Origin of the sequence: Mycolicibacter virginiensis (assembly GCF_022374935.2) — a bacterium.
GTDB classification, from domain to species: Bacteria; Actinomycetota; Actinomycetes; order Mycobacteriales; family Mycobacteriaceae; genus Mycobacterium; species Mycobacterium virginiense.
Genome location: NZ_CP092430.2, coordinates 1,357,396 through 1,379,305, shown reverse-complemented (window position 1 = coordinate 1,379,305; position 21,910 = coordinate 1,357,396). Strand labels below are relative to the sequence as shown.

Genomic DNA, 21,910 nt, shown 5'->3' with positions numbered 1-21,910 from the left:
TCGGCTGGTCTGGCTTTGGTCCGGGTCGAAACTAGCGCACCGGCGTCGTCGCCGAAAGTTCGGGACCTCCCGCCCTGGATCGCACTCACCGTGCACGTTGGCGCCAGACGCGTAGCATTTGACCGGCACCTGCGCCGGAGGGAGAGCGGCCATGACGGCGTTGCAAGACCCGACACCCCGAGTGCTGGTCGACTGCGGTGTCTATGCAGACGGCGAGCGGATTCCCGGCGAATTCACCCCCGCCGGCGCACGGGCCAAAGTGCGCGAGATCGAGGCCGGTGGCCAAGAAGCATTCGTTTGGGTTGGCCTGCATGAACCGGGCGAGGCCCAGATGCAAGGCGTCGCCGCCACCTTCCAACTGCACCCGCTGTCCGTCGAAGACGCTGTTCAGGCGCATCAACGGCCCAAGCTGGAGCGCTACGACGACACCTTGTTCCTGGCGCTGAAGACCGTCAACTACGTACCGCACGAATCGGCGGTGCTGCCGCGCGAGATCGTCGAAACGGGCGAGATCATGATCTTCGTCGGCAAGAACTTCGTGGTCACCGTCCGGCATGGCGAGCACAGCGGCTTGGCGCAAGTCCGCAAGCGGATGGACACCGATCCCGAGCAGATGCGGCTGGGTCCGTTTGCCGTGATGCATGCCATCGCCGACTACGTGGTGGACCGCTACGTCGAAGTGACCAACCTCATGGAAAGCGACATCGACGTCATCGAGGAGACAGCGTTCGCGCCCGGCACCCGCACCGACGTCGAACCGATTTACCAGATCAAGCGCGAGGTCGTCGAGTTGCGGCGTGCGGTCGCGCCACTGTCGGTGCCGTTTGAGCGGATGCAGACCGACTACCGGGATCTGATCTCCAAAGAAGTGCGGCGCTATCTGCGCGACGTCGCCGATCATCAGACCCGCGCCGCCGAGCAGATCGCCGGCTACGACGAGTTGCTCAGCTCGCTGGTGCAGGCCGCGCTGGCGCGGGTCGGGATGCAGCAGAACACCGACATGCGCAAGATGTCGGCCTGGGCCGGCATCATCGCCGTCCCGACCATGATCGCCGGCATCTACGGCATGAACTTCGACCGCATGCCGGTGCTGCACTGGGCATTCGGCTATCCGATGGTCGTGGCGGGCATGTGTGTGATCTCCGCGGTGCTCTACCGCGCGTTCCGCCGCAACGGCTGGCTCTGAGCGTCCCGGTTACTGAGGCTGGGACGCCGGACGGCCCGGGTCGAAGACGTCCACACCGTCAGCGCGCCAGGCCTCGCGCATCGACTCGGCGCCCTTGAGCCGCACCCACGCTGCCTCGGTCGCGGTGATCGGGATGGCCGACAAGAACCGCACCGGCTCCCGCGGCGGCTCCAGCGCCAGTTCGGCGATGTCGCTGTCGCCCAACAAGACCGCGGTGAACGGCACCGGACCCGAAGGCCCCGTCCACAACGGACCCCCGAGGTCGATCAGGGCATCGGGCGCCAGCACCACGCCTTCGACCACCGGCGCGGCCGCCACCGCGGCGAGGCTGCGGGCCAGCCCGGTGTCAGAACCCGAGGAACGCAGGCTCACCACGATTTCGGCCCGGGGACCATGCACCGGGTCGGAGAGGAGCTGGCCGGGGTCACCCATCGGGTGGCGCGAGCAACCGGCCGAGACGTAATGCACCATCCGGTCGGGTCCGGGCCCGAATCGCAACACCTCGATGGGCTCAACACCCAGAAACGTCACCCTCGCGGTGTCGGGCTCGGCAGCGACGCCCGCGAAGTGCCGCCGGACATGCTCACGCACCCGGTCCAGGTCGTCGCTCACCAGCGGGTCACCGCCCAGCCGGTGCGACGCTGAGATTCACTCCGGTCTTGGCGTCGAACACGACCACCTTGTCGGGGTCCAGCGCCAACTCGATCGGCTGCCCGCCGCCCGCCTTCGATGCAGCGGGAACCCGGGCCACCAGGTTGTTTTCGGCTGGCGCGTCGCCGGATTCGTTCGGGGTGAAATACAGGTATTTGTCGGCGCCCAGCGATTCGACGAGATCCACACGGGCCGCGAACTTCACCGCGCGACCACGCTGTGCCTCGTCGAGCAGCGCGGCATCGCCCAGATGCTCCGGGCGTACCCCGATGACCACCTCCCCGCCGCCCGGTGCGGGATGCTTGCCGATCGATTCGCGAGTCGCCGCATCCAGCGGCACCTCACCGATGGGCAGGCGTGCGCCGGTCGCGGTCAGCGTGCCCGGGAAGAAGTTCATCGCCGGAGAACCGACGAAACCGGCGACGAACAGGTTGGCGGGCCGCTCGTACAGCTCGTCGGGTGTGCCGACCTGCTGGGCGATCCCACCGTGCATCACCACCACCCGGTCCCCGAGCGTCATCGCCTCGGTCTGGTCGTGCGTGACGTAGACGGTGGTGGTGCCCAGCCTGCGCTGCAGCCGGGCGATCTCACTGCGCATCTGCACCCGCAGCTTGGCGTCGAGGTTCGACAGCGGCTCGTCCATCAGAAATGCCTTGGGGTGCCGCACGATCGCCCGCCCCATCGCGACCCGTTGACGCTGGCCGCCGGAGAGCTGTGAGGGCTTGCGATCCAACAGCTCAGCCAGATCCAGGATCTTGGCCACCTCCGCCACCTTTTCGGCGATCTGCGGCTTGCGCATCTTGGCCAGGGTCAGCGGGAAAGCGATGTTTTGCCGCACCGTCATGTGTGGGTAGAGCGCGTAGGACTGGAACACCATCGCGATGTCGCGGTCCTTAGGTGCGCGTTCGTTGACGCGTTCACCCCCGATGCGCAACTCCCCCGACGAGATCTCCTCCAGGCCGGCGATCATGTTCAGCGTGGTGGATTTTCCGCAGCCCGAGGGCCCCACCAGAATGATGAACTCACCGTCGGCGATGCTCAGCGACAGATCTTTCACCGCCACTGCGCCATCGGGGTAGCTCTTGGTGATGTGGAGGAGTTCGATCTCTGCCATCGGCCTATCCCTTCACCGCGCCGGAGGTGAGTCCCGCCACGATCCGTCGTTGGAAGATTAGAACAAAGACGATGATCGGCACGGTGATCACCATTGCCCCCGCCGCGATCGATCCGGTCGGCTCCTCGAATTGCGAACTGCCGGTGAAGTTGGCGATCGCGACCGGCGCGGTGACCGAGGCTTTGGTCGCCGTCAGCGACAACGCCAGCAGCAGGTCGTTCCAGGCGAAGATGAACACCAGAATCGCTGCGGTGACGATGCCCGGCGCCGCCAGCGGCGCGATCACCTTGCGGAACGCCTGCCCGGGTGTGGCGCCGTCCATTTTCGCTGCCTTCTCCAGGTCCCACGGGATCTCTTGGAAGAACGCCGAGAGGGTGTAGATCGCCAGCGGCAGCGCGAAGGTGATGTAGGGAATGATCAATCCCAACCAGGTGTCGAACAGCCCGGTGGCGCGCTCGATGTTGAAAATGGGTGTCACCAGCGATATCTGGGGGAACATCGCGATCAGCAGGGCCGCCCCGACCAGCAGCCGCTTACCGGGGAACTCCAGGCGAGCCACCGCGTAGGCGGCCATCGCCCCGATCACCACCGCGATCACCGTGGTGATCAGACCGATGCCCACCGAGTTGATCAGTGCCGAGCCGAACACGTCACCGGCGAAGATGCCGCGGTAGTTGTCCAGGGTCACGGTGGACGGAATCAATCTGCCGTCCTTGACCGTTGATGTGGGCTTGAGCGACAACGAGAAGATCCACAGCACCGGCACCAGCGCGTAGAGCACCACGGCCAGGTCGATGATCAGCCACGCGGTGCGCCGGCGAAGCTCGGTCATTTCTGGCTCGATCCCGGTGCCGCGGCACCGAACACTTTGACGAACACCCACGCGATCAGCGCCACGCAGATGAAGATCAACACCGAGATCGCCGACCCGAGACCCACGTTGAATCCCTTGAACAGGTTGTCGTAGCCAAGGATCGATACCGAGCCGGTGCTGTTGGAGCCGTTGGTGAGCACGTAGATGTTGTCGAAGATCCGAAAAGCGTCGAGCGTGCGGAACAGCAGCGCCACCAGGATCGCCGGTTTCATCATCGGCAGAATGATGGTGACCAGTCGCCGCCAGGCGCCGGCACCGTCCATCTGGGCGGCCTTGAGCAGTTCGTCGGGCACCAGTGCCAGCCCCGCCAGCAACAGCAGCGCCATGAACGGCGTGGTCTTCCACACCTCTGCCAGCACCACGATCCCCAGCGACGGCAGTTGGTGGGTCAGTGGCGCGCTGCCGGTCGGCAACAGATTGGCCAGGTAGCCGGTCCCGGGCGTCCAGGCGTAATACCAGCTGTAGGCGGCCGCGACGGTGACGATCCCGTAGGGCACCAGCACCGCCGTGCGCACCATACCCTTGGCGAACAGGCTGCGGTGCATCACCAGAGCCAGCGCCAGGCCGAAGACGAATTCGAAGACCACCGAGACCACGGTGATGCCCAGCGTCACCGCGAAGGCGGTCCACCAGTAGGAGTCGGTCAGGGTGGTCTGATAGTTGGCCAGCCCGACGAACGCGGTGTCGTCCGGAGTGGCCAGGTTGTAGCGCAACAGGCTCAGCCAGATCGCGTAACCGATCGGATAAGCCGTCACGGCCAGCATCAGGATCACCGCCGGCGCGACGAGCGCCACCGCGAGCCGGCGCTGTGAACGGACGTCTTCGGCGCGAGATTTGGCGCGGGTCACGGGATCAGTCCCTTGCCGTCGATGGCCTTTTGCACCTGCACGGTGAGCTCCTCGGCGGTGCGCTCCGGGTCGATGGCGCTGATCGGCGCCAGCGTGGCCGATATCCGGGTCGACACCGCCTGATAGACCGGCGTCACCGGCCGCACCGCAGCATCGGTGAGCTGCTGACGGATCACGTTGTGCTGCGGGTACTTCTCCTGGAACTGCGGGTCGGCGTATACCGAGGCCCGCACCGCGGGCAGTCCGCCCTCAATTGCGAGATACTTCTGGTTCGCGGCGTTTCGCAGACAACGCACCGCTTCGAACGCTTCAGCACGATGCCGGGTGGTCTTGGCCACCGCCAGGTTCAATCCACCGAGGGTCACCTTGGCCGGATGCCCCGGCAACACCGCCGGATACGGCGCATACCCGAGCACGTTGCGGCTGGCCTCGTAGGCAATGCGGTATTGCTCGTCGCTGGGCGCAAAAGCGCCGATGCCGTCGATACTGCCGGCCAGATCCGAACGCCCTTGCAGCGGAAGGAATCCCACCCCACCCTTGACGGCGTTCTCCAGCATGGACGGCAGCACGAAGGGCCAGTTGACCTCCAGCGCCGCCTTGCCCTGCTCGAATGCCAGCCGTGCGGTGCCCTCATCGGTCTGGGTGATCGACGGGTCGGCGCCCGGAGCGGTCGCCACCGCCTTCATGACCCGCAACGCGGCGACGGTGGCGGCCCGGTGCTCAGCGGTGTCGGTGAGGGTGACCGTCTTCCCGTCGTCGCCGAGAACTCTTCCCCCGGCGCTTTCCAGCAGCGTGTTGAACCACACCACCAAGCCCTCGTATTGCTTGGCCTGCACCGCGATCCAGCTGGGCTGGCCCGCGCTGCGCAAACGGGCCGCCTCGGCGATCATCTGGTCCCAGGTGGACGGCGCGGCCTTCATCAGATCCGGCCGGTACCAGAGCAATTGGGTGTTGGTGACGAGCGGTGCGGCGTAGAGCCGATCGCGCCAGCGTCCAGTCGCCAGCGGGCCCGGCAGCGTGTCAGCTGCGGCGTCGGCCTCGGCCTTGCCGGCCGGATCCTCAGCCAGTGGCAACGCCCAGCCTGCCTCGGCGAACTCGGCGGTCCACACCACATCCAGGCCCATCACATCCAAGGTGCGGTCGTTGCCGGTCAGTCGACGGGCCAGTTGCAGGCGCTGGTCGTCCGCGGCGCGCGGCAGGCTGAACTGCTGCACCCGGTATCGCCCATCGGCTTGGTGGGTGCAGCGCGCCGCGATCACCCGGAACGTCGCGGTGTCGTTGGCCGGGGTATAGACGCTGATCACAGGGACATCGGCGGACGGCCCGGACGAACCGCAGGCCGATGCCGCCGACGCAACGGTCAGTGCGGTCAGCGCAGCCGCGCCCAGCCGCCGTACGCGACCGCGCCGACTCGCCACGCCACCCGCCTCCCGTTGCCGTTTCGTGCCACGACGGTAAGGCCGCTTGACCGCGCTACGCAACAACGCCGAGTCAGAGCGTCAGCTTCGCCAACAGATCCCGACCCTGCTCGGCACTCTGCGGGTCGCACAGCACGTCGTAGCGGCCCGCGACCAGTTGCATGGTCGAACTGAAATCCCTTGTACCGCGGGCCATCGCGTAGGGGACCGATGAGGTGATCAAGCCGAAGAACACCCCGGCGATCAGGCCGGTCACCAGTGCCTGTGTCGGGTTGTCGCTGAAGATGCCCAGCACCAGGCCGATGAACAGGCCCAGCCAGGCTCCGGTCAGCACGCCACCACCCAGCACTTTGGGCCAGGTGAGCCGGCCGGTGACCCGCTCGACCTGCATCAGGTCCACGCCGACGATCGTCACCTGGTGCACCGGGAACTGCTGATCGGACAGATAGTCCACCGCGCGCTGCGCCTCGGCGTAGGTCGGGTAGGAACCGATCGGCCAGCCTTTCGGCGGGGTGGGCAGCCGGCCCACGTCACGGCGCCCCGGCGCACCTGCAGCGCCAAGTGGATCGGGAGTCTGTCCGGGCTGGAAGGGGCTGGTCATGGGATTTCTCTCTCCTCGCTCCGGGAAGCGGCTGTCGGACGACAGGCCGGTCGCGGCGCATCGGCTAGGTTGAACAGCATGACAGCTCACGGCGGGGATTCTGGCGAGAATCCACGAGGCAATGCCGACCAGCCCTGGGCGGACCCGGGTGCGCCCGCGCCCGACCAGGGCGGCTGGCCGTACCCGCCGAGCTTCGAGGGCTACCCGCCGGGGCCCGGCTATCCCCCGCCGGGTTTCCCCCCGCCGCCCCCGGGTGCGGGCGGTTACCCGCCGCCCCCGCCGCCCGGCAATTATCTGCCGCCCGGAGGTTATCTGCCGCCCACCCCGCCCGCTCCGGGCGAGTACCCAGGCGTGGGCGCCCCGCCCGGATACCCTCCCGCGGGCTACGGCAATCCCCCCGGTTACCCGCCGTCGGGCTACGGCACGCCGTATCCGGGCAGCTACTTCAATCCGGGCCAGGCGCAGAAGACCAACGTCTTGGCGGTCAGTTCACTGGTGGTCTCGCTACTCGGCCTGGTGTTCTGGCCGCTGGGGGTCGCCGGTGTCATCCTCGGCGGCGTGGCATTGAGCCAGATCAAGTCGACCGGTGAGGCCGGCCACGGCATGGCAGTGGCCGGTACCGCGATAGGCGGTGTCGCCGTGACACTCTCGCTCATTCTCGCGATGATCGCCCTGAACTAGGCGCCCTACCGAGGCTCCCCGACCGCCGGGTGGGACGAGGACAGTTGCCCACCTCTGAGCGACAACGTCGAGTACCTCAACGAACCCATCACGACGTGTCGCTCAAAGGCGGGCGCTTACCGCTGTGGGCTGGCGCGAGGGTGCAGCGCAAACCCCAGCCCCGTTAGGCCGAAGGCGGCGTGAACGGCGGTGCCTCACGGCGCATTCCGGCCGCCCGGCCCTTGCCAGCGACCACCAACGCCATCTTGCGGCTGGCCTCGTCGAGCATCTCGTCACCGAGCATCACCGCACCGCGAGCACCGCCGGCGTGCGAGGTGTGCCACGCGTAGGCCTCCAGGATCAGCTCGGCGTGGTCGTACTCGGACTGACGCGGGCTGAAGATCTCGTTGCCCGCTGCGATCTGGTCGGGGTGCAGCACCCATTTGCCGTCGTAACCGAGTGCGGCCGAACGGCCGGCCACCCGCCGGAAGGCCTCAACGTCACGCACTTTCAGATACGGCCCGTCGACCGCGGCCACCCCGTGGGCGCGCGCCGCCACCAGGATCGTCATCAAGACGTGGTGGTAGGCGTCGCCCTCGGTGTATCCCTCGGGCTGCTCGCCGACCTCAAGGGTGCGGGTGTTGAGGCTGGCCATCAGATCGGCCGGTCCGAGCACCAAGGCCTGCACCCGCGGCGCTGCGGCGATCGCGTTGATGTTCATCAGGCCGCGCGCGTCCTCGATCTGGGCGTCGATGCCGATCTGCCCGACCGGTAGCCCGTGGATGGTCTCCAGTTGGGTGAGCAGCAGATCGAGAGCCTGGACATGCGAGGCGTCCGACACCTTCGGCAGCACGATCACATCGAGTCGGCTGCCAGCGGCACCGACCGCCGAGACCACCTCGATCAGGTCGGCGTGCGTCCACGGGGTGGTCCAGTCGTTGACCCGCACCCCGAGCAGCGGCGCCGTCCAGTCCGGCGCGGTCAACGCTTGGGCGACCAGGGTCCGGGCCTGCTCTTTTGCCGCTGGAGCGACGGCGTCCTCCAGGTCGAGGAAGACCTCATCTGCGGATAGGCCCTTGGCCTTGTCGATCATCTTCTGGCTGCTGCCAGGTACCGACAGGCAAGTACGGCGGGGGCGATACACGTTGGTCACCTAAATACTCCTACCCTTTCAACCATGGCGTCGAGCAACAGGGTTTACGCAGCGCGACTTGCGAGGATGCTGGTGCTAGGCCCGTTCGGCGAATCCGTCGGTCGGGTCCGCGATGTGGTCGTCAGCCTCAGCATCGTGCGTCAGCAGCCGCGTGTCCTGGGACTCGTGGTCGAACTGCCCACCCGCAGACGCATCTTCGTGCCGATTCTGCGGGTGGCGTCGATCGAGCCCAATGCCGTCACCCTCAACACCGGAACGGTGTCCCTGCGCAAGTTCAATCAGCGGCCCGGTGAAGCACTCGTGCTCGGCCAGGTCCTGGACACCAAGGTCCGGGTCACCGACCCGGAGCTGCCCGAGCTGGCCGGCGTCGATGTGGCGATCACCGACTTGGCCATCGAACAGAGCCGCACCCGCGACTGGCTGGTGACCCGGATCGCGGTGCGGCATTCCCGGCGGCTGGGCCGGCGCGCCGCCGTACACATCGTCGACTGGCACAACGTGCAGGGCCTGACCCCGTCCGCGCTGGCGATGCCCGGGCAGGGCGTCGCGCAACTGCTGCAACAGTTCGAGGGCTGGCGACCGATCGAGGTCGCCGACGCGATCCGCGAGCTGACGCCCAAGCGGCGCTACGAGGTGATCAACGCCCTGGACAACGCGCGGCTGGCCGACATCCTGCAGGAGCTGCCCGAGGAACGTCAGGCCGTCGTACTGGGCCAGCTGGGCGCCGACCGGGCCGCCGACGTGCTGGAGGAGATGGACCCCGACGACGCCGCGGACCTGCTGGGCGTGATGAACCCGACCGAGGCCGAAGCTCTGCTGGCGCGGATGGACCCCGACGACTCCGATCCGGTTCGCCGACTGCTGGAACACTCCCCCGACACCGCGGGCGGGTTGATGACCACCAACCCAGTGGTGCTGACCGCGGACACCTCGGTCGCCGAGGCACTGGCCCGGGTCCGCGACCCCGACCTCACCCCGGCGCTGTCGTCGCTGGTTTTCGTGACCCGAGCCCCTACCGCCACGCCCACCGGCCGGTACCTGGGCTGCGTCGCACTGCAGCGGCTGCTGCGGGTGCCGCCGGCCGAGCTCATCGGCGGGTTCGTCGACTCCGACCTGCCGGCTTTGAACCCCGAGGTGTCGCTGGCGGAGTTGACCCGCTACTTCGCCGCCTACAACCTGGTCTGTGGGCCGGTGCTCGACGAACAGAATCACCTGCTGGGCGCGGTGACGGTCGACGACGTGCTGGACCACCTGCTGCCCGATGATTGGCGCGAAACACCCGAGCCGGACCTGGGACCGAAACTCGCCGGGAGGCCGTCGTGACCGACCGCTCAACATCACAGCGGCTCTCCACGCCCCGCACCTCGCGGCTGCCCAGCCTGAACATGGATCCCGACGCGCTGGGCCGGTTCACCGAATCGGTGGCGCGGTTCTTCGGCACCGGGCGCTACCTGGCCATTCAGACCGTGCTGGTGGTGGGATGGATTTTGCTGAACGTCTACGCGGTCAGCCTGAAGTGGGACCCCTATCCGTTCATCCTGCTCAACCTGGCCTTTTCCACCCAGGCCGCCTACGCCGCTCCGCTGATCCTGCTGGCCCAGAACCGGCAGGAGAACCGTGACCGGGTCAGCTTGGACGAGGACCGCCGCCGCGCCGCACAGACCAAAGCCGACACCGAGTACCTGGCTCGGGAACTGGCGTCCCTGCGGCTGGCAGTCGGCGAGGTTGCCACTCGCGACTACTTGCACCATGAGCTCGAGCGGGTCCGGGAACTGCTGGAATCCCTGCGGCCTGAGCCCGACTCCGCTAGCTCGGAGTCTCCGCACCGACCGTCCTGACAGGCGACGCAGACCAGATAACGGTCATCAGCGGGACGCGTGTTGGGTATGGTGACCTAGTTCACGAAGCCCGAGCGGTTTCACGAGACTATTTCGAAGCGGACAAGGGGCGGTCGAGTGCCAATAGGGGGCGGCGCACCGGAACGCGTGTCCCGCGCCGCCAAGGTGCGGCGGGCGGCCCGTTCGGCCCTGCGACCTGCCTTCGGCCTGGCGTTCATCACCCCGCTGGTATTCGCCGGCGCCGTGGGTGCCACGCCCCGCTCGCCGTCGAGCTCGCTGCCGCTGCGCAACGCTGCGATCACCCCGCTGGCGGCATCGGTGCACACGTCCGGCCGCTACTCGGGCCCCTCCGTCGTCGCGATCCCCCGCTCGCAACCGAATCTGCACGTGGCCGCCGGTGCCCCGTCGGCGCCACCGGCGGCCGTCGTCTATGCACCGGGCACCTTGGGGATCCCCAAGACGGCGCTGGCGGCGTACCAAAATGCCGAGCGGCAGATGGCGGTCGCCGAACCCGAATGCGGGATCAGCTGGAACCTGCTGGCCGGGATCGGCCGTATCGAGTCCGGGCACGCCAACGGCGGGGCCACCGACGCGCGCGGCAATGTGCTGCAACCGATCTACGGGCCGGCGCTGGACGGCACGCTGCCAGGAAACGAAGTCATCGTGGCCAGCAGCGCCCCCGGCCGGGTGGTCTACGCCCGCGCACTGGGCCCCATGCAATTCCTGCCCGGGACCTGGTCGCGGTATGCCGCCGACGGCGACGGCGACGGTCGCGCGGACCCGCAGAACGTCTACGACGCGACGTTGGCGGCAGCGCGGTACCTGTGCAGCGGTGGGATGAACCTGCGCGAACAGTCGCAGGTTCTGACCGCGATCCTGCGCTACAACAACTCGATGGCCTACGCGGAGAACGTGATGGGTTGGGCGGCGGCCTATGCCACCGGGGTGGCTCCCGTCGACCTGCCGCCGATCGTGGGCCCGGCGCCGCCGATCGCGGACCTGCATCTGGAGCACCTGGAACACCCGGAAGGGCTCGGGCCGGAATCACTCAGCCTGCACGGGATGTCGCGGCTCGATCACCCAGCCGAATCGTCGCTGATCGACCTGGGTCAGCCGAGTTTGGAATCCCAGCTGGCGAACCTGCCGTGGCTGCCCCCGTGGATGTCCTCGCCCGAGCAGCAGCAACAGCAGCAGCTGCCGCGCCCCTCGGCGGCCTGCCGGATGATCTGTCTGGAGCCTCAAGCCGTCCCGGCCGCACCAGTACCGCCCAACGGCGTGCCGCCGGCTCCCTTCGGCCCCCCGGAGGCTCCGGTCCCGCCCGCGCCGATGCCGGCCTACGCCGTCGCGCCGGCCCCGCTGGACGTACCGGGCGCGCCGCCGCCACCGGCGCCGGCCGGCGCACCGCAGGATGGGCCGCAGGCCGTCCCGCCGGCCTGACGCATCTCACAGGCAAAGGCCCTGCCGTACTGCCTTAGACTCGGTTGCGATGTCCGAGAATCACGATGACACTGCAGCCCTGCACGACGCCATCTATGCAGCGTTGGGCACCGTGCTGGACCCCGACATTCGGCGTCCGATCACCGATCTGGGCATGGTCAAAAGCATCGAGATCGCGGACGACCGCAGCGTCCACGTCACGATCTACCTGACGATCGCCGGCTGTCCGATGAAAGCCGAGATCACCAGCAACGTGACGACGGCGATCAACGACGTGCCTGGCACCGGACCCGTCAAGGTCAGCCTCGATGTCTTCAGCGACGAGCAACGCGCCGAGCTGCGCAAACAGCTGCGCGGCGACGCCAAGGAACCGGTCATCCCGTTCGCCCAGCCGGGCTCGCTGACCAAGGTGTACGCGATCGCCTCCGGCAAGGGCGGGGTCGGCAAATCGAGTGTGACCGTCAATCTCGCGGTCGCGCTGGCCGAACGCGGCATGTCCGTCGGGGTGCTCGATGCCGACATCTACGGCCACTCGGTGCCGCGGATGATGGGCGTCACCGCCCTGCCCACCCAAGTCGACTCGATGATCATGCCGCCGATCGGATACGGCGTGAAGGTGATCTCGATCGCGATGTTCACCCAGGGCAACACGCCGGTGGTGTGGCGGGGCCCGATGCTGCACCGGGCGTTGCAGCAGTTCCTCGCCGACGTCTACTGGGGCGACCTGGACGTGCTGTTGCTGGATCTGCCCCCGGGCACCGGCGACATCGCGATCTCGGTGGCCCAGCTGGTGCCGTCGGCCGAGATCCTGGTGGTGACCACGCCGCAGCAGGCGGCCGCGGAGGTGGCCGAGCGGGCCGGGGCGATCGCCCTGCAGACCCGCCAGCAGGTCGTCGGGGTGGTGGAGAACATGGCCGGACTGGCCATGCCCGACGGGTCCACCATGCACCTGTTCGGCGAGGGAGGCGGCGAGCGGGTGGCCGAGCGGCTGACCCGGGCGATGGGCCGGGATGTGCCGCTGCTCGGCCAGGTGCCGATCGACAGCGAAATGGTGACCGGCGGCGACTCCGGGTCCCCGGTGGTGCTGTCGCCGGACTCGGCGGCGGGCAAGGAGCTGCGTCAGATCGCCGATCAGCTGGCCACCCGCCGGCGCGGACTGGTGGGGATGTCGCTGGGTCTGGACACCGGGGGCTCCCGGCGCTGAGCCTGCTCTAGGTGGCGTCGGTGTCGAAGGGAGCCGGCCCACCCGGCTCGGGCACCACGGCCGGGATCGGCGGCATCGGACGGGCCTCTGCGGCCAGCGAACCGACCGCGGTGAACAGCGAATCGTCGCCGTCCAGCAGATGGCGGGTCAGCGCGGCGCGCGGGGTCATGCCACGCAACTTCTGCAATTCGCTCAGCGGAGCCCGCAGGTCATCGAACTCCGGGCCGATCTCGTCGCGCAGCTGGTCGGTGGCGTTGGTGACGTAGTCCCGGGCCTGGCGCAGCGCACCAGCGGTCCACCGGATCGCTCCCGGCAACCGCTCCGGACCCAAGATCACCAACCCGAGCACCACCAGGACCAACATCTCGCCCCAGCCGACATTCGCGAACATCGAGGCGAACTCTAACCGTCGGGGGTGGGGGTCACCGTCAGCGTCACGTGCCGCCCATCCCGGACCACCTCGACGGGCGCTTCCTTGCCGATGGTCAGATTGCGGACCGCCACGACGAATTCGTCGGCGTTGGCGACGCTGCGGTCGCCGATCTTGACCACCACGTCGTTCTCCAGGATGCCGCCCTTCTCTGCCGGGCTGCCCACCTTGACGTTGGCGATCTGCGCGCCCGACGCGATGGCGTTGCTGACCGAGCGAGCGCTCACCCCCAGCGTGGGGTGCACGATCTTGCCGTCCTTGATCAGCGCCTCGGCCACGGTCTTCATCTCGTTGACCGGGATCGCGAATCCCAGGCCGCTGGCGCTGTCGGACAACGACTTTCCGGCGGTGTTGATCCCAACCAGCTGCGCGTCCATGTCGATCAGCGCACCGCCGGAGTTGCCGTGGTTGATCGAGGCGTCGGTCTGCACCGCGTCGATGACGGTGTCGGTGTCGGAATCGTCGCCGGACAGCGGGACCGGTCGGTGTACGGCGCTGATGATGCCGTGGGTCACGGTGCTGCGCAGACCCAGCGGAGCGCCCGCGGCGATCACCTCGTCGCCGACCCGGATCTTGTCCGAGTCCCCGAGACGGGCCACCGACAAGTTGTCGACGTTGTCGACCTTGAGCACGGCCAGGTCGGTCTTCGGGTCGCGGCCGACCAGGTTGGCCAGCACCTCTTTGCCGTCGTTGAACACCACCGTCGTCTTGAACTTGCTGGGGTTGTTGGCGGCTTCGGAGATGACGTGGTTGTTAGTGACGATGTAGCCCTTGCCGTCGATGACCACACCCGAGCCCTGCATGCCCTGATCGTCGCTGACGGACTCGATGGTCACCACCGAGTTGGCGATGGCCTCGGCGACCTTGGCGAACCGCCCGGCCGGCTCCTCGGCGTTGCCCTTGGTCGACAGCGTCACCTTCGACGTCGTGAAAGCCTCGACGACCTGGGCGGTGGTACGTCCGACCCAGCCGCCGACCATGCCGATCGCCAGCGCGATCGCGGCCAGCGTAGCCAGTGCACGGTAGGAGATCCGGTCGCCGAACAGCACGTCGCGCACGCCGAGACGGCCACCCAACTCGCCGGCTGCCCGCGGTACGGGCGGAACCACGGCCGGCGAGCCGAGCGCGGCACCGGCGGCGGGGTCACGCCACGGGTCACCGGTGTCTTCCAACCCGTCCGGTTTGCCGTTACGGCCCAGCGCGCCCGCGTCGGCGGGATGGCGCTGCAACGAGGGGCCGGTGCCGTACGGCCGGCCGAAGGCCTCCTTGAGCACCGGGTCCGGCGGCAGGTCCCGCGGCGTGAACTCGCCCTGCTCGCGGTACTTCTTTGGCCGTACGTCGGCGGGAGTGAACGAACCAGGCACCCCGTCGGGCCGGCCGAAGGCCTTCTTGGACGCATTGTCCACGGGGGGCCGGTAGACGGGTCGCGGAGCCAAGCGGTTACCGCCGGCGTTCTCGTTGTTGGAGCTCACCTATTCCTCTTCCGGGTCCAGCCCTGGGGCGCTTCCAGGCTCCGCGAGCACAGCATCACCGGGCGCTGACGCCGCTGGAGATCCACCTTACCGACGTTTGCGGCGTTCTTGAGGTTTGCCATCGTCGAACGGGGCAGGCATCGGCCTGGTGGCCTCGTCAGGCGTGCAATCGGCCGGGGAGTCGGGTATCTGGGCCAGCAGGCCGAGCAGCGCGGAGGGGATCCGGATCGGATGCGAATCGCGCAGGGCCGAGCGTGCCCGGCCCTGGTACTCCACCTCGGCCGCGCAATCGGGACACAGCGACAGGTGGTGGGCCGCACGCAGGTGAGCGTTCATCCGCAGTTCGCCGTCGACATAGGCGGTGATCGCCTCGCTGCAGAGGTGTTCGGTGGACCCGAACTGCCGCGGAGCACCGACCGGCGCGTCGCTTTGCGAGGCGAACTGAGCGGGCAGCCAGGAGAACGCGCGACGGAAGACACCTCCGCGGTCCGTCACACCGGACTCCTCTCCTATCGCATCCCCACATCAGCACTCGATCGGGCCGAATAAAGACCCAATAAGAATGTAGCGCGATACCGCGTACAGACGTGGAAACCGAGGCGGCGTTGACGCACCGGTCCCAGCTTCGCCTCTCCTGCGTCGAGCCTCGCTGAACCGTCGGCCGAGGCTCAGCCGGCCGCGGCACCGCCGAAGGCTGAACCATCACGCTGGGCGGTTCGGGCGGCCAGATAGTCCCGCAGGGCCTGCCGGCCCCGGTGAATGCGGCTGCGCACGGTGCCCAGCTTCACACCAAGGGTGGCACCGACCTCTTCGTAGGACAGACCTTCGATGTCGCACAGCACGACCGCGGCCCGGAACTCCGGCGCCAGCGAGTCCAACGCCGCCTGCAGGTCGGGATCCAGCCGTGCGTCGTGGTAGATCTGCTCGGGGTCCGGCTCGTCGGCGGGCACCCGGTCGTAGTCCTCCGGCAGCGCCTCCATGCGGACCCGGCCGCGCCTGCGCACCATGTCCAGGAACAGGTTCGTGGTGATGCGGTGCAACCAACCTTCGAAGGTTCCGGGCTGGTAGTTGTGCACCGACCGGAATACCCGGATGAAGGTCTCCTGGGTGAGATCCTCTGCGTCCTGCTGGTTTCCGGAGAGCCGGTAAGCCAGCCGGTAGACCCGGTCGGCGTGCTGGCGCACCAATTCGTCCCAAGACGGCATCGCCGCCACATCTCCGGTGGCATCGAACACCGCAGTGCCCTGCGGCTCCTCGGACGATTCGACCCAGTCGGTGTCGGGGTAACGGTCCGAGTGAGTGGTCGGGTGCGACATGGCGACCGGGGGCAGCAAAGTGGTTATGGCTGTTATGGCTGCGTCCTCTAGCTCAGGTCCGCCGTCAGGCGACGGCAGCGCACTATCGCGGTCAACGCGCAACGGGCCCCTCGTATTCCGAGCGTCTCGAGGCCGGTTCATACCTCGTTCCATGCCGATACCGTTGCCTATCGCTGTATGTCAGCTCTGTGCTGTCACTGAACGCCGACTGTGAACCTGTGTTCGAATACGCCGAGCACTGCGGTTATACGTCCAGGTAACAGTTCGGACACGGCCCCCGGCCCGGGCGTGTCGGGCGGGCGCGCCGGTGCGCGGGCCGAAACGCCTTTGTCCTACGCTGCGGACATGGCCAGCACCGACGACACTCCCGGGGAGCCGCGCAGTCGAGCCGACGCACTTTTGGCGCACGCCGAGGACTCGATGACCGAGGACGCGGTTTTGGCGGCCGCCCGCGATCGGGCCGGCGAGATCGGCGTCGCGTCGATCAGCGCCGCGGTCGGGGCGCTGCTGAGCTTGCTGACCAAGCTCAGCGGCGGTAAGGCGGTGGTCGAGGTGGGCACCGGGGCCGGCGTCAGCGGACTGTGGCTGCTGTCGGGCATGGGCGAAGACGGTGTGCTGACCACGATCGACATCGAGCCCGAGCATCAGCGCACCGCCAAGCAGGCGTTCGGTGACGCCGGCATCGGTCCCGGCCGGACCCGCTTCATCAGCGGCCGCGCCCAAGAGGTGCTGACCCGACTGGCCGACGAGTCCTACGACCTGGTGTTCGTCGACGCCGACCCGATCGACCAGCCTGAATACGTGCTGGAGGCCGTGCGACTGCTGCGACCCGGCGGCGTGGTCGTAGTGCACCGGGCCGCCTTGGGCGGCCGGGCCGGAGATCCGAGCGCCAACGACGCCGAGGTGATCGCGGTGCGCGAAGCCGCCCGACTGATCGCCGTGGACGAGCGGTTGACCCCGGCGCTGATTCCGCTGGGAGACGGCCTGCTGGCCGCCGTCCGCGACTAGTTCCCCCGCGAGTAATTCCCCCGGTGCGGCCGGGGCCAAAGGCCTTGACACCCGACTGAACGCGTGTTTAGCGTATTGAACATGCGTTCAGCGGACCTGACGGCTACGGCGAAAATCCGCGATGCGGCCATCGACCAGTTCGGGCGGCACGGTTTCAGCGTGAGCATCCGGGCCATCGCCGAGGCCGCCGGAGTCAGCGCCGCGCTGGTCATCCACCACTTCGGCTCCAAAGACGGGTTGCGCAAGGCCTGCGACGAGTTCGTCGCCGAAGAGATCCGCAGCGGCAAATCCGAGGCGATGCGCTCGGCCGACCCGGGAACCTGGTTCGCCGCGATGGCTGAAATCGAGTCCTATGCGCCGATGATGGCCTACCTGGTCCGCAGCATGCAGTCCGGCAGCGAGCTGGCGAACACGTTGTGGCGCCGGATGATCGACAACGCCGAGGGCTACCTGGACGAGGGTGTACGCGCCGGGACCCTCAAACCCAGCCGCGACCCGAAAGCCCGAGCCCGTTTCCTGGCCATCAACAACGGCGGCGGATTCCTGCTGTATCTGCAGATGCACGAGAACCCGACTGATCTGCGCGCCGTGTTGCGTGACTACGCCCGCGACATGGTCCTACCCGCACTCGAGCTGTACACCGAGGGCCTGATGACCGACCGCACCATGTACGACGCTTTCCTGGCGACCGAACAAGGGGGAACCGATGCGACCTGACAACCGTTGGCCGGCAATCGAAATCCGGGGCCTGGAGAAGAGTTTCGGCCAGGTCAAGGCGCTCGACGGACTGGATCTGACCGTCTACGGCGGTGAGGTGCACGGCTTTCTCGGCCCCAACGGCGCCGGCAAATCCACCACGATCCGCATCCTGCTGGGCCTGGTGAAGGCCGACAGCGGAACCGTGCGGCTTCTGGGTGGTGACCCGTGGACCGACGCGGTCGAGCTGCACCGCGAGATCGCCTACGTGCCCGGCGATGTCACGCTCTGGCCATCGTTGACCGGCGGCGAGATCATCGACCTGTTGGCGCGAATGCGCGGCGGCATCGATGAGCGCCGCCGCGACGAGCTGATCGAACGCTTCGACCTAGACCCCAGCAAGAAAGCCCGGACCTATTCCAAGGGCAACCGCCAGAAGGTCTCGCTGATCTCCGCCTTCTCCTCGCACGCCCGGCTGCTCGTGCTCGACGAGCCCAGCAGCGGCCTGGACCCCTTGATGGAGAACGTCTTCCAGCAGTGCGTCGCCGAGGCGAGCCGTCGCGGCGCCACCGTTCTGCTCTCGAGCCACATCCTGGCCGAGACCGAGAAGCTGTGCCAGCGGGTGACGATCATCCGGGCCGGGCGCGTGGTCGAAAGCGGTGCACTGGAATCCCTGCGGCACCTACGGCGCACGTCAATTCAGGCCGATCTCATGCGCGACCCCGGTGATCTGACCCGCATCCCGGGCGTCGCAGACGTGCGATACACCGGCACCGTGCTGCACGCCCAGGTCGACAGCGCCAGCCTCGCGGAGCTCATCGCGGTGCTCGGCGCAGCCGGCGTGCGCAGCCTCACCAGCCAGCCGCCGACGCTCGAAGAGCTGTTCCTGCGTCACTACGACACGGTCCGGGCATGACCACCCTCGTCGCGCAGTCCGCGTCACCGCAATACCGCCGTGGCCGATCGAATCTCGTTGGCACGCTGGGGTTGCTGCGGCTATACCTGCGCCGCGACCGCATCGTGCTGCCACTTTGGGTGCTGCTGTTGTCGCTGCCGCTGGCCAGCGTCTACATCGCCAGCATCGAGGCGATCTATCCCACCGCCGCCGACCGCGCCGGCCTGGCGGCCACCATCATGGCCAGCCCGGCGCAACGCGCGATGTACGGCCAGGTCTACAACGACTCCCTCGGCGCGGTGGGCATCTGGAAGGCCGGGATCTTCCACCTTCTGATCGCAGTGGCGGTGATTCTGACCGTCATCCGGCACACCCGCGCCGACGAGGAGACCGGCCGCACCGAGTTGATCGACTCGACCGCGGTGGGCCGCTACGCCGGGCTGACCGGTGCACTGCTGTTGGCGGCCGGCGCATCGGTGGCCACCGGCGTGATCGGGACGGCGGGACTGCTGACCACCGAAGTGCCGGCGGCCGGGTCGTGCGCGTTCGGCGCGGCACTGGCCTGCTCCGGGCTGGTGTTCACCGCCGTGGCCGCGGTCGCCGCCCAGCTGTCGCCCAGCGCCCGGTTCGCCCGCGGCGCCGCGTTCGGCGTGCTGGCCGGCACCTTCACCCTGCGCGCCGTGGGTGATGCGGGATCGGGCGGGCTGTCCTGGTTGTCGCCGCTGGGCTGGTCGCTGCAGGTCCGGCCCTACGCCGGTGACCGCTGGTGGGTGCTGCTGCTACATCTGGCGATCACGGGTGCACTCATCTGGCTGGCTTATCGACTGGCCGCCCGTCGTGATGTCGGCGCCGGGCTGCTGGCCGATCGTCCGGGCCCGCTCCGGGCGGCGCCGACACTGGGCGGTGCGTTCGGCCTGGCGTGGCGGCTCGACCGCGGGGTGCTGCTGTTGTGGACGACCGGCCTGCTGCTCTACGGATTGCTGGTCGGCAGCGTGGTGCACGGTATCGGCGACGAGGTGGGCAGTGACCGCGCCCGCGACGTCGTCATCCGACTCGGCGGCACCGCGGCATTAGAGCACGCATTCGTCGCGGTGGCCTTCAGCATGCTGGGTATGGTCGCCGCCGCGTTCGCGGTGTCGCTGGTACTTCGGCTGCACCAGGAGGAGACCGCGACGCGCGCCGAGACGCTGCTAGCCGGAGCGCTGTCGCGAAACCGTTGGCTGGCAAGCCATCTGGTGACCGCACTGGCTGGATCGATGTTCGCGATGCTCGCCGCCGGGCTGGTGGCCGGAATCGTTTACGGGACTGCTGCCGGTGACATCGGCGAGCAGTTGCCGGTGGTGCTGGGCAGCGCTGCTGTGCAGATGCCGGCGGTCTGGCTACCGGCGGCTGTGGCGGTCGCCTTGTTCGGGCTCGTCCCGAGGGTCACGCCCGCCGCGTGGGCGGTGCTGACCGGGTTCGTCGCGCTGTACCTGCTCGGCTCCATCTCCGGTCTGCCGCAGTGGGTACTCGACTTCGAACCGTTCGCGCACATCCCGCTGGTCGGTGACGGCACGTTCACCGTCGCGCCGCTGATCGTGCTGTTGGCGATCGACACCGCACTGATCGGCCTGGGCGTGCAGGCTTTCCGACGCAGAGATCTCACGACGTGAGGAGGAGGACGTGAAAACCATTGGTAAAGGCTTGTTCTCAGCAACCTTGGGTCTGATCGCCTTCGGGCTGCTGCTGTTCGTGCCGGCCGGGACACTGCACTACTGGCAGGCCTGGGTATTCCTCGCGGTGTTCGCCGCGTCCACCTGGATTCCCAGCGTCTACCTGATGCGCACCAATCCGGCCGCCTTGGATCGGCGGATGCAGGTCGGCCCGCGGGCAGAGACGCGGCCACTGCAACGGATCGTCATCACGGCCATCTTCATCTGTTTTCCCGCCCTCTTCGTACTCAGCGCGGTCGATCACCGCCTCGGTTGGTCGGCGGTCCCGACGGCGGTCTGCCTGCTCGGCGATGCTCTGGTGGCGGTCGGGCTGGTGCTCGCCATGGTCGTGGTCATCCAGAACGGTTACGCGGCAGCCAATGTCACGGTCGAAGCCGGCCAGACCCTGGTCTCCACCGGCCTCTACGGGGTGGTGCGCCATCCGATGTACACCGGAAACGTCGCATTGATGACCGGTGTCCCACTCGCGCTCGGCTCCTACTGGGGGCTGGCCTTGCTGCTACCGGGCATGGCCCTGCTGATCGTGCGCATCTTCGACGAGGAGCAGTTGCTGATTCACGAGCTCAGCTGCTATCGCGAGTACACCGAGCGGGTGCGCTATCGGCTGCTGCCCTATGTGTGGTGAGACGCAGAAGGAGACGCGCATGAACGTCAAGGCAATCGGTCAAGGTGTGGGCTACGGGCTGATCGCGGCGGTCGTCTACGGCCTGCTGTTGTTCTGGCCGGCAGGCACCTTCGACTACTGGCAGGCCTGGGTGTTCCTGGCGATCTACGCCGTCATCAGCATCGCCTGCTGCATCTATTGGGGTCTGACGAACCCGGCGGTGCTGCAGCGGCGGCTACGGGGCGGGCCGAAAGCCGAAACCCGGTTCGCGCAGAAGCTGGCCAGCACCGCCCTGATCGCGGCATTCGGTTCGGTGTTCGTGGTCAGCGCGCTGGATCACCGCTTCGGTTGGTCCACAGCGCCGACGGCGGTATCGGTGCTGGGCCAGGTCGTGGTGGTCATCGGATTGTGTCTCGGCATCCTGGCCGTCGTAGAGAACGGCTACGCCGCGGCCAACATCACCATCGAGGACAACCAGCCGGTGATATCGACCGGCATGTACGGCCTGGTCCGACACCCGATGTACTTCTCGCTGCTGGTCACCATGGCCGGTCTCGCGCCGGCGCTCGGCTCGTACTGGGGGTTGGCCGGCACGGTGATCAGCGTGCCCATGCTGGTGGTGCGAATCCTCGACGAGGAGCAGTTGCTGACCCAGGAGCTCAGCGGATACCGCGAATACACCCACCGGGTCCGGTACCGATTGCTGCCCTACCTCTGGTAGTCGCTACTCCCGGCTCCGATACCGCGAGCCACGCAATTGACTTATAGTTCCCTGAGCTCTAGCTGTTAACGG

The 21,910-nt window shown here is 67.9% G+C and carries 23 protein-coding genes; 12 read left to right on the top strand and 11 right to left on the bottom strand.

Going from position 1 to position 21,910, the window contains the following annotated elements; genetic code table 11:
• The first annotated feature begins 151 nt into the window (after window positions 1–151).
• Window positions 152–1,186, top strand: a complete 1,035-nt coding sequence (corA, locus tag MJO54_RS06880) for a magnesium/cobalt transporter CorA (protein WP_046284659.1) — start codon at window positions 152–154, stop codon at window positions 1,184–1,186.
• Window positions 1,187–1,195: 9 nt separating this feature from the next.
• Here the strand turns inward: corA and MJO54_RS06875 are convergent, their stop codons facing one another.
• The 6 genes from MJO54_RS06875 to MJO54_RS06850 all read right to left on the bottom strand — a co-directional run bounded on the left by MJO54_RS06875 (window position 1,196) and on the right by MJO54_RS06850 (window position 6,692).
• A complete protein-coding gene (locus MJO54_RS06875; RefSeq protein WP_046284658.1) occupies window positions 1,196–1,798 on the bottom strand; it encodes a suppressor of fused domain protein in 603 nt (200 codons plus the stop codon).
• A gap of 7 nt (window positions 1,799–1,805) precedes the next feature.
• A complete protein-coding gene (locus tag MJO54_RS06870; protein ID WP_046284657.1) occupies window positions 1,806–2,951 on the bottom strand; it encodes an ABC transporter ATP-binding protein in 1,146 nt (381 codons plus the stop codon).
• Window positions 2,952–2,955: 4 nt separating this feature from the next.
• A complete protein-coding gene (locus MJO54_RS06865; RefSeq protein WP_046284656.1) occupies window positions 2,956–3,783 on the bottom strand; it encodes a carbohydrate ABC transporter permease in 828 nt (275 codons plus the stop codon).
• Window positions 3,780–4,673 (bottom strand): carbohydrate ABC transporter permease, encoded by an 894-nt coding sequence (locus MJO54_RS06860; protein ID WP_046284655.1) that lies wholly within the window; start codon window positions 4,671–4,673, stop codon window positions 3,780–3,782. Before MJO54_RS06860 ends, MJO54_RS06865 begins: the two co-directional genes overlap by 4 nt.
• Window positions 4,670–6,091 (bottom strand): ABC transporter substrate-binding protein, encoded by a 1,422-nt coding sequence (locus tag MJO54_RS06855; RefSeq protein WP_046284654.1) that lies wholly within the window; start codon window positions 6,089–6,091, stop codon window positions 4,670–4,672. Before MJO54_RS06855 ends, MJO54_RS06860 begins: the two co-directional genes overlap by 4 nt.
• Window positions 6,092–6,164: 73 nt before the next feature.
• Window positions 6,165–6,692 (bottom strand): YflT domain-containing protein, encoded by a 528-nt coding sequence (locus MJO54_RS06850; protein ID WP_046284653.1) that lies wholly within the window; start codon window positions 6,690–6,692, stop codon window positions 6,165–6,167.
• A 78-nt stretch (window positions 6,693–6,770) separates the two neighbouring features.
• Here MJO54_RS06850 and MJO54_RS06845 point away from each other — a divergent pair, with 78 nt between their 5' ends.
• Window positions 6,771–7,373 carry a DUF4190 domain-containing protein gene (locus MJO54_RS06845; RefSeq protein WP_046284652.1) on the top strand — a complete coding sequence of 201 codons (603 nt, stop codon included), beginning with the start codon at window positions 6,771–6,773 and terminating at the stop codon, window positions 7,371–7,373.
• 163 nt (window positions 7,374–7,536) lie between these two features.
• On the opposite strand, the gene MJO54_RS06840 is transcribed toward MJO54_RS06845, so the two are convergent.
• Window positions 7,537–8,505, bottom strand: a complete 969-nt coding sequence (locus MJO54_RS06840; protein ID WP_082108272.1) for an HpcH/HpaI aldolase/citrate lyase family protein — start codon at window positions 8,503–8,505, stop codon at window positions 7,537–7,539.
• Between the two features lie 24 nt (window positions 8,506–8,529).
• Between MJO54_RS06840 and MJO54_RS06835 the strand changes: the two genes are divergently transcribed.
• The 4 genes from MJO54_RS06835 to MJO54_RS06820 all read left to right on the top strand — a co-directional run bounded on the left by MJO54_RS06835 (window position 8,530) and on the right by MJO54_RS06820 (window position 12,984).
• A complete protein-coding gene (locus tag MJO54_RS06835; RefSeq protein WP_046284650.1) occupies window positions 8,530–9,828 on the top strand; it encodes a magnesium transporter MgtE N-terminal domain-containing protein in 1,299 nt (432 codons plus the stop codon).
• Entirely contained in the window at window positions 9,825–10,343 is a 519-nt protein-coding gene (locus tag MJO54_RS06830; protein WP_046284649.1) for a DUF1003 domain-containing protein, read from the top strand. The genes MJO54_RS06835 and MJO54_RS06830 overlap by 4 nt, the downstream gene beginning before the upstream one ends.
• A 117-nt stretch (window positions 10,344–10,460) precedes the next feature.
• Window positions 10,461–11,780 carry a lytic transglycosylase domain-containing protein gene (locus MJO54_RS06825; RefSeq protein ID WP_082108271.1) on the top strand — a complete coding sequence of 440 codons (1,320 nt, stop codon included), beginning with the start codon at window positions 10,461–10,463 and terminating at the stop codon, window positions 11,778–11,780.
• Between the two features lie 49 nt (window positions 11,781–11,829).
• Entirely contained in the window at window positions 11,830–12,984 is a 1,155-nt protein-coding gene (locus tag MJO54_RS06820) for an Mrp/NBP35 family ATP-binding protein (RefSeq protein ID WP_046284648.1), read from the top strand.
• Window positions 12,985–12,991: 7 nt separating this feature from the next.
• Here MJO54_RS06820 and tatB read toward each other — a convergent pair whose 3' ends face one another.
• From tatB to sigE, 4 genes are all read right to left on the bottom strand, one after another.
• Window positions 12,992–13,375, bottom strand: a complete 384-nt coding sequence (tatB, locus tag MJO54_RS06815) for a Sec-independent protein translocase protein TatB (protein ID WP_046284647.1) — start codon at window positions 13,373–13,375, stop codon at window positions 12,992–12,994.
• Window positions 13,376–13,386: 11 nt separating this feature from the next.
• Window positions 13,387–14,886 (bottom strand): serine protease HtrA, encoded by a 1,500-nt coding sequence (gene htrA / locus MJO54_RS06810; protein ID WP_046284646.1) that lies wholly within the window; start codon window positions 14,884–14,886, stop codon window positions 13,387–13,389.
• A gap of 87 nt (window positions 14,887–14,973) precedes the next feature.
• On the bottom strand, window positions 14,974–15,381 hold the full coding sequence (rseA, locus tag MJO54_RS06805) for an anti-sigma E factor RseA (protein WP_046284645.1): 408 nt from the start codon (window positions 15,379–15,381) through the stop codon (window positions 14,974–14,976).
• A gap of 173 nt (window positions 15,382–15,554) precedes the next feature.
• Window positions 15,555–16,355, bottom strand: coding sequence for an RNA polymerase sigma factor SigE (gene sigE / locus MJO54_RS06800; protein ID WP_434085432.1), 801 nt, complete (start codon window positions 16,353–16,355; stop codon window positions 15,555–15,557).
• 192 nt (window positions 16,356–16,547) lie between these two features.
• On the opposite strand from sigE, the gene MJO54_RS06795 reads away from it, so the two are divergent.
• The 6 genes from MJO54_RS06795 to MJO54_RS06770 all read left to right on the top strand — a co-directional run bounded on the left by MJO54_RS06795 (window position 16,548) and on the right by MJO54_RS06770 (window position 21,838).
• On the top strand, window positions 16,548–17,210 hold the full coding sequence (locus MJO54_RS06795; protein ID WP_065153672.1) for an O-methyltransferase: 663 nt from the start codon (window positions 16,548–16,550) through the stop codon (window positions 17,208–17,210).
• Between the two features lie 81 nt (window positions 17,211–17,291).
• The gene (locus MJO54_RS06790; RefSeq protein WP_046284643.1) at window positions 17,292–17,927 is read left to right on the top strand and encodes a TetR/AcrR family transcriptional regulator; all 636 of its coding nucleotides are present in this window, start codon (window positions 17,292–17,294) and stop codon (window positions 17,925–17,927) included.
• Entirely contained in the window at window positions 17,917–18,822 is a 906-nt protein-coding gene (locus MJO54_RS06785) for an ABC transporter ATP-binding protein (protein WP_046284642.1), read from the top strand. Before MJO54_RS06790 ends, MJO54_RS06785 begins: the two co-directional genes overlap by 11 nt.
• A complete protein-coding gene (locus tag MJO54_RS06780) occupies window positions 18,819–20,453 on the top strand; it encodes an ABC transporter permease (RefSeq protein WP_240175765.1) in 1,635 nt (544 codons plus the stop codon). The genes MJO54_RS06785 and MJO54_RS06780 overlap by 4 nt, the downstream gene beginning before the upstream one ends.
• Window positions 20,454–20,463: 10 nt before the next feature.
• Window positions 20,464–21,138: a methyltransferase family protein gene (locus MJO54_RS06775; protein ID WP_046284641.1), complete on the top strand. Its 675-nt coding sequence runs from the start codon at window positions 20,464–20,466 to the stop codon at window positions 21,136–21,138.
• 19 nt (window positions 21,139–21,157) lie between these two features.
• Window positions 21,158–21,838, top strand: coding sequence for a methyltransferase family protein (locus tag MJO54_RS06770; RefSeq protein WP_046284664.1), 681 nt, complete (start codon window positions 21,158–21,160; stop codon window positions 21,836–21,838).
• Window positions 21,839–21,910: the final 72 nt, after the last annotated feature.

Excerpts from the sequence above, each read along its gene's own strand:
- corA (WP_046284659.1), top strand. The coding sequence starts at position 152 with ATGACGGCGTTGCAAGACCCGACACCCCGAGTGCTGGTCGACTGCGGT.
- MJO54_RS06870 (WP_046284657.1), bottom strand. The coding sequence starts at position 2,951 with ATGGCAGAGATCGAACTCCTCCACATCACCAAGAGCTACCCCGATGGC.
- MJO54_RS06865 (WP_046284656.1), bottom strand. The coding sequence starts at position 3,783 with ATGACCGAGCTTCGCCGGCGCACCGCGTGGCTGATCATCGACCTGGCC.
- MJO54_RS06850 (WP_046284653.1), bottom strand. The coding sequence starts at position 6,692 with ATGACCAGCCCCTTCCAGCCCGGACAGACTCCCGATCCACTTGGCGCT.
- MJO54_RS06845 (WP_046284652.1), top strand. The coding sequence starts at position 6,771 with ATGACAGCTCACGGCGGGGATTCTGGCGAGAATCCACGAGGCAATGCC.
- MJO54_RS06835 (WP_046284650.1), top strand. The coding sequence starts at position 8,530 with ATGGCGTCGAGCAACAGGGTTTACGCAGCGCGACTTGCGAGGATGCTG.
- MJO54_RS06820 (WP_046284648.1), top strand. The coding sequence starts at position 11,830 with ATGTCCGAGAATCACGATGACACTGCAGCCCTGCACGACGCCATCTAT.
- tatB (WP_046284647.1), bottom strand. The coding sequence starts at position 13,375 with ATGTTCGCGAATGTCGGCTGGGGCGAGATGTTGGTCCTGGTGGTGCTC.
- sigE (WP_434085432.1), bottom strand. The coding sequence starts at position 16,355 with ATGGAACGAGGTATGAACCGGCCTCGAGACGCTCGGAATACGAGGGGC.
- MJO54_RS06795 (WP_065153672.1), top strand. The coding sequence starts at position 16,548 with ATGGCCAGCACCGACGACACTCCCGGGGAGCCGCGCAGTCGAGCCGAC.
- MJO54_RS06790 (WP_046284643.1), top strand. The coding sequence starts at position 17,292 with ATGCGTTCAGCGGACCTGACGGCTACGGCGAAAATCCGCGATGCGGCC.
- MJO54_RS06785 (WP_046284642.1), top strand. The coding sequence starts at position 17,917 with ATGCGACCTGACAACCGTTGGCCGGCAATCGAAATCCGGGGCCTGGAG.
- MJO54_RS06780 (WP_240175765.1), top strand. The coding sequence starts at position 18,819 with ATGACCACCCTCGTCGCGCAGTCCGCGTCACCGCAATACCGCCGTGGC.
- MJO54_RS06770 (WP_046284664.1), top strand. The coding sequence starts at position 21,158 with ATGAACGTCAAGGCAATCGGTCAAGGTGTGGGCTACGGGCTGATCGCG.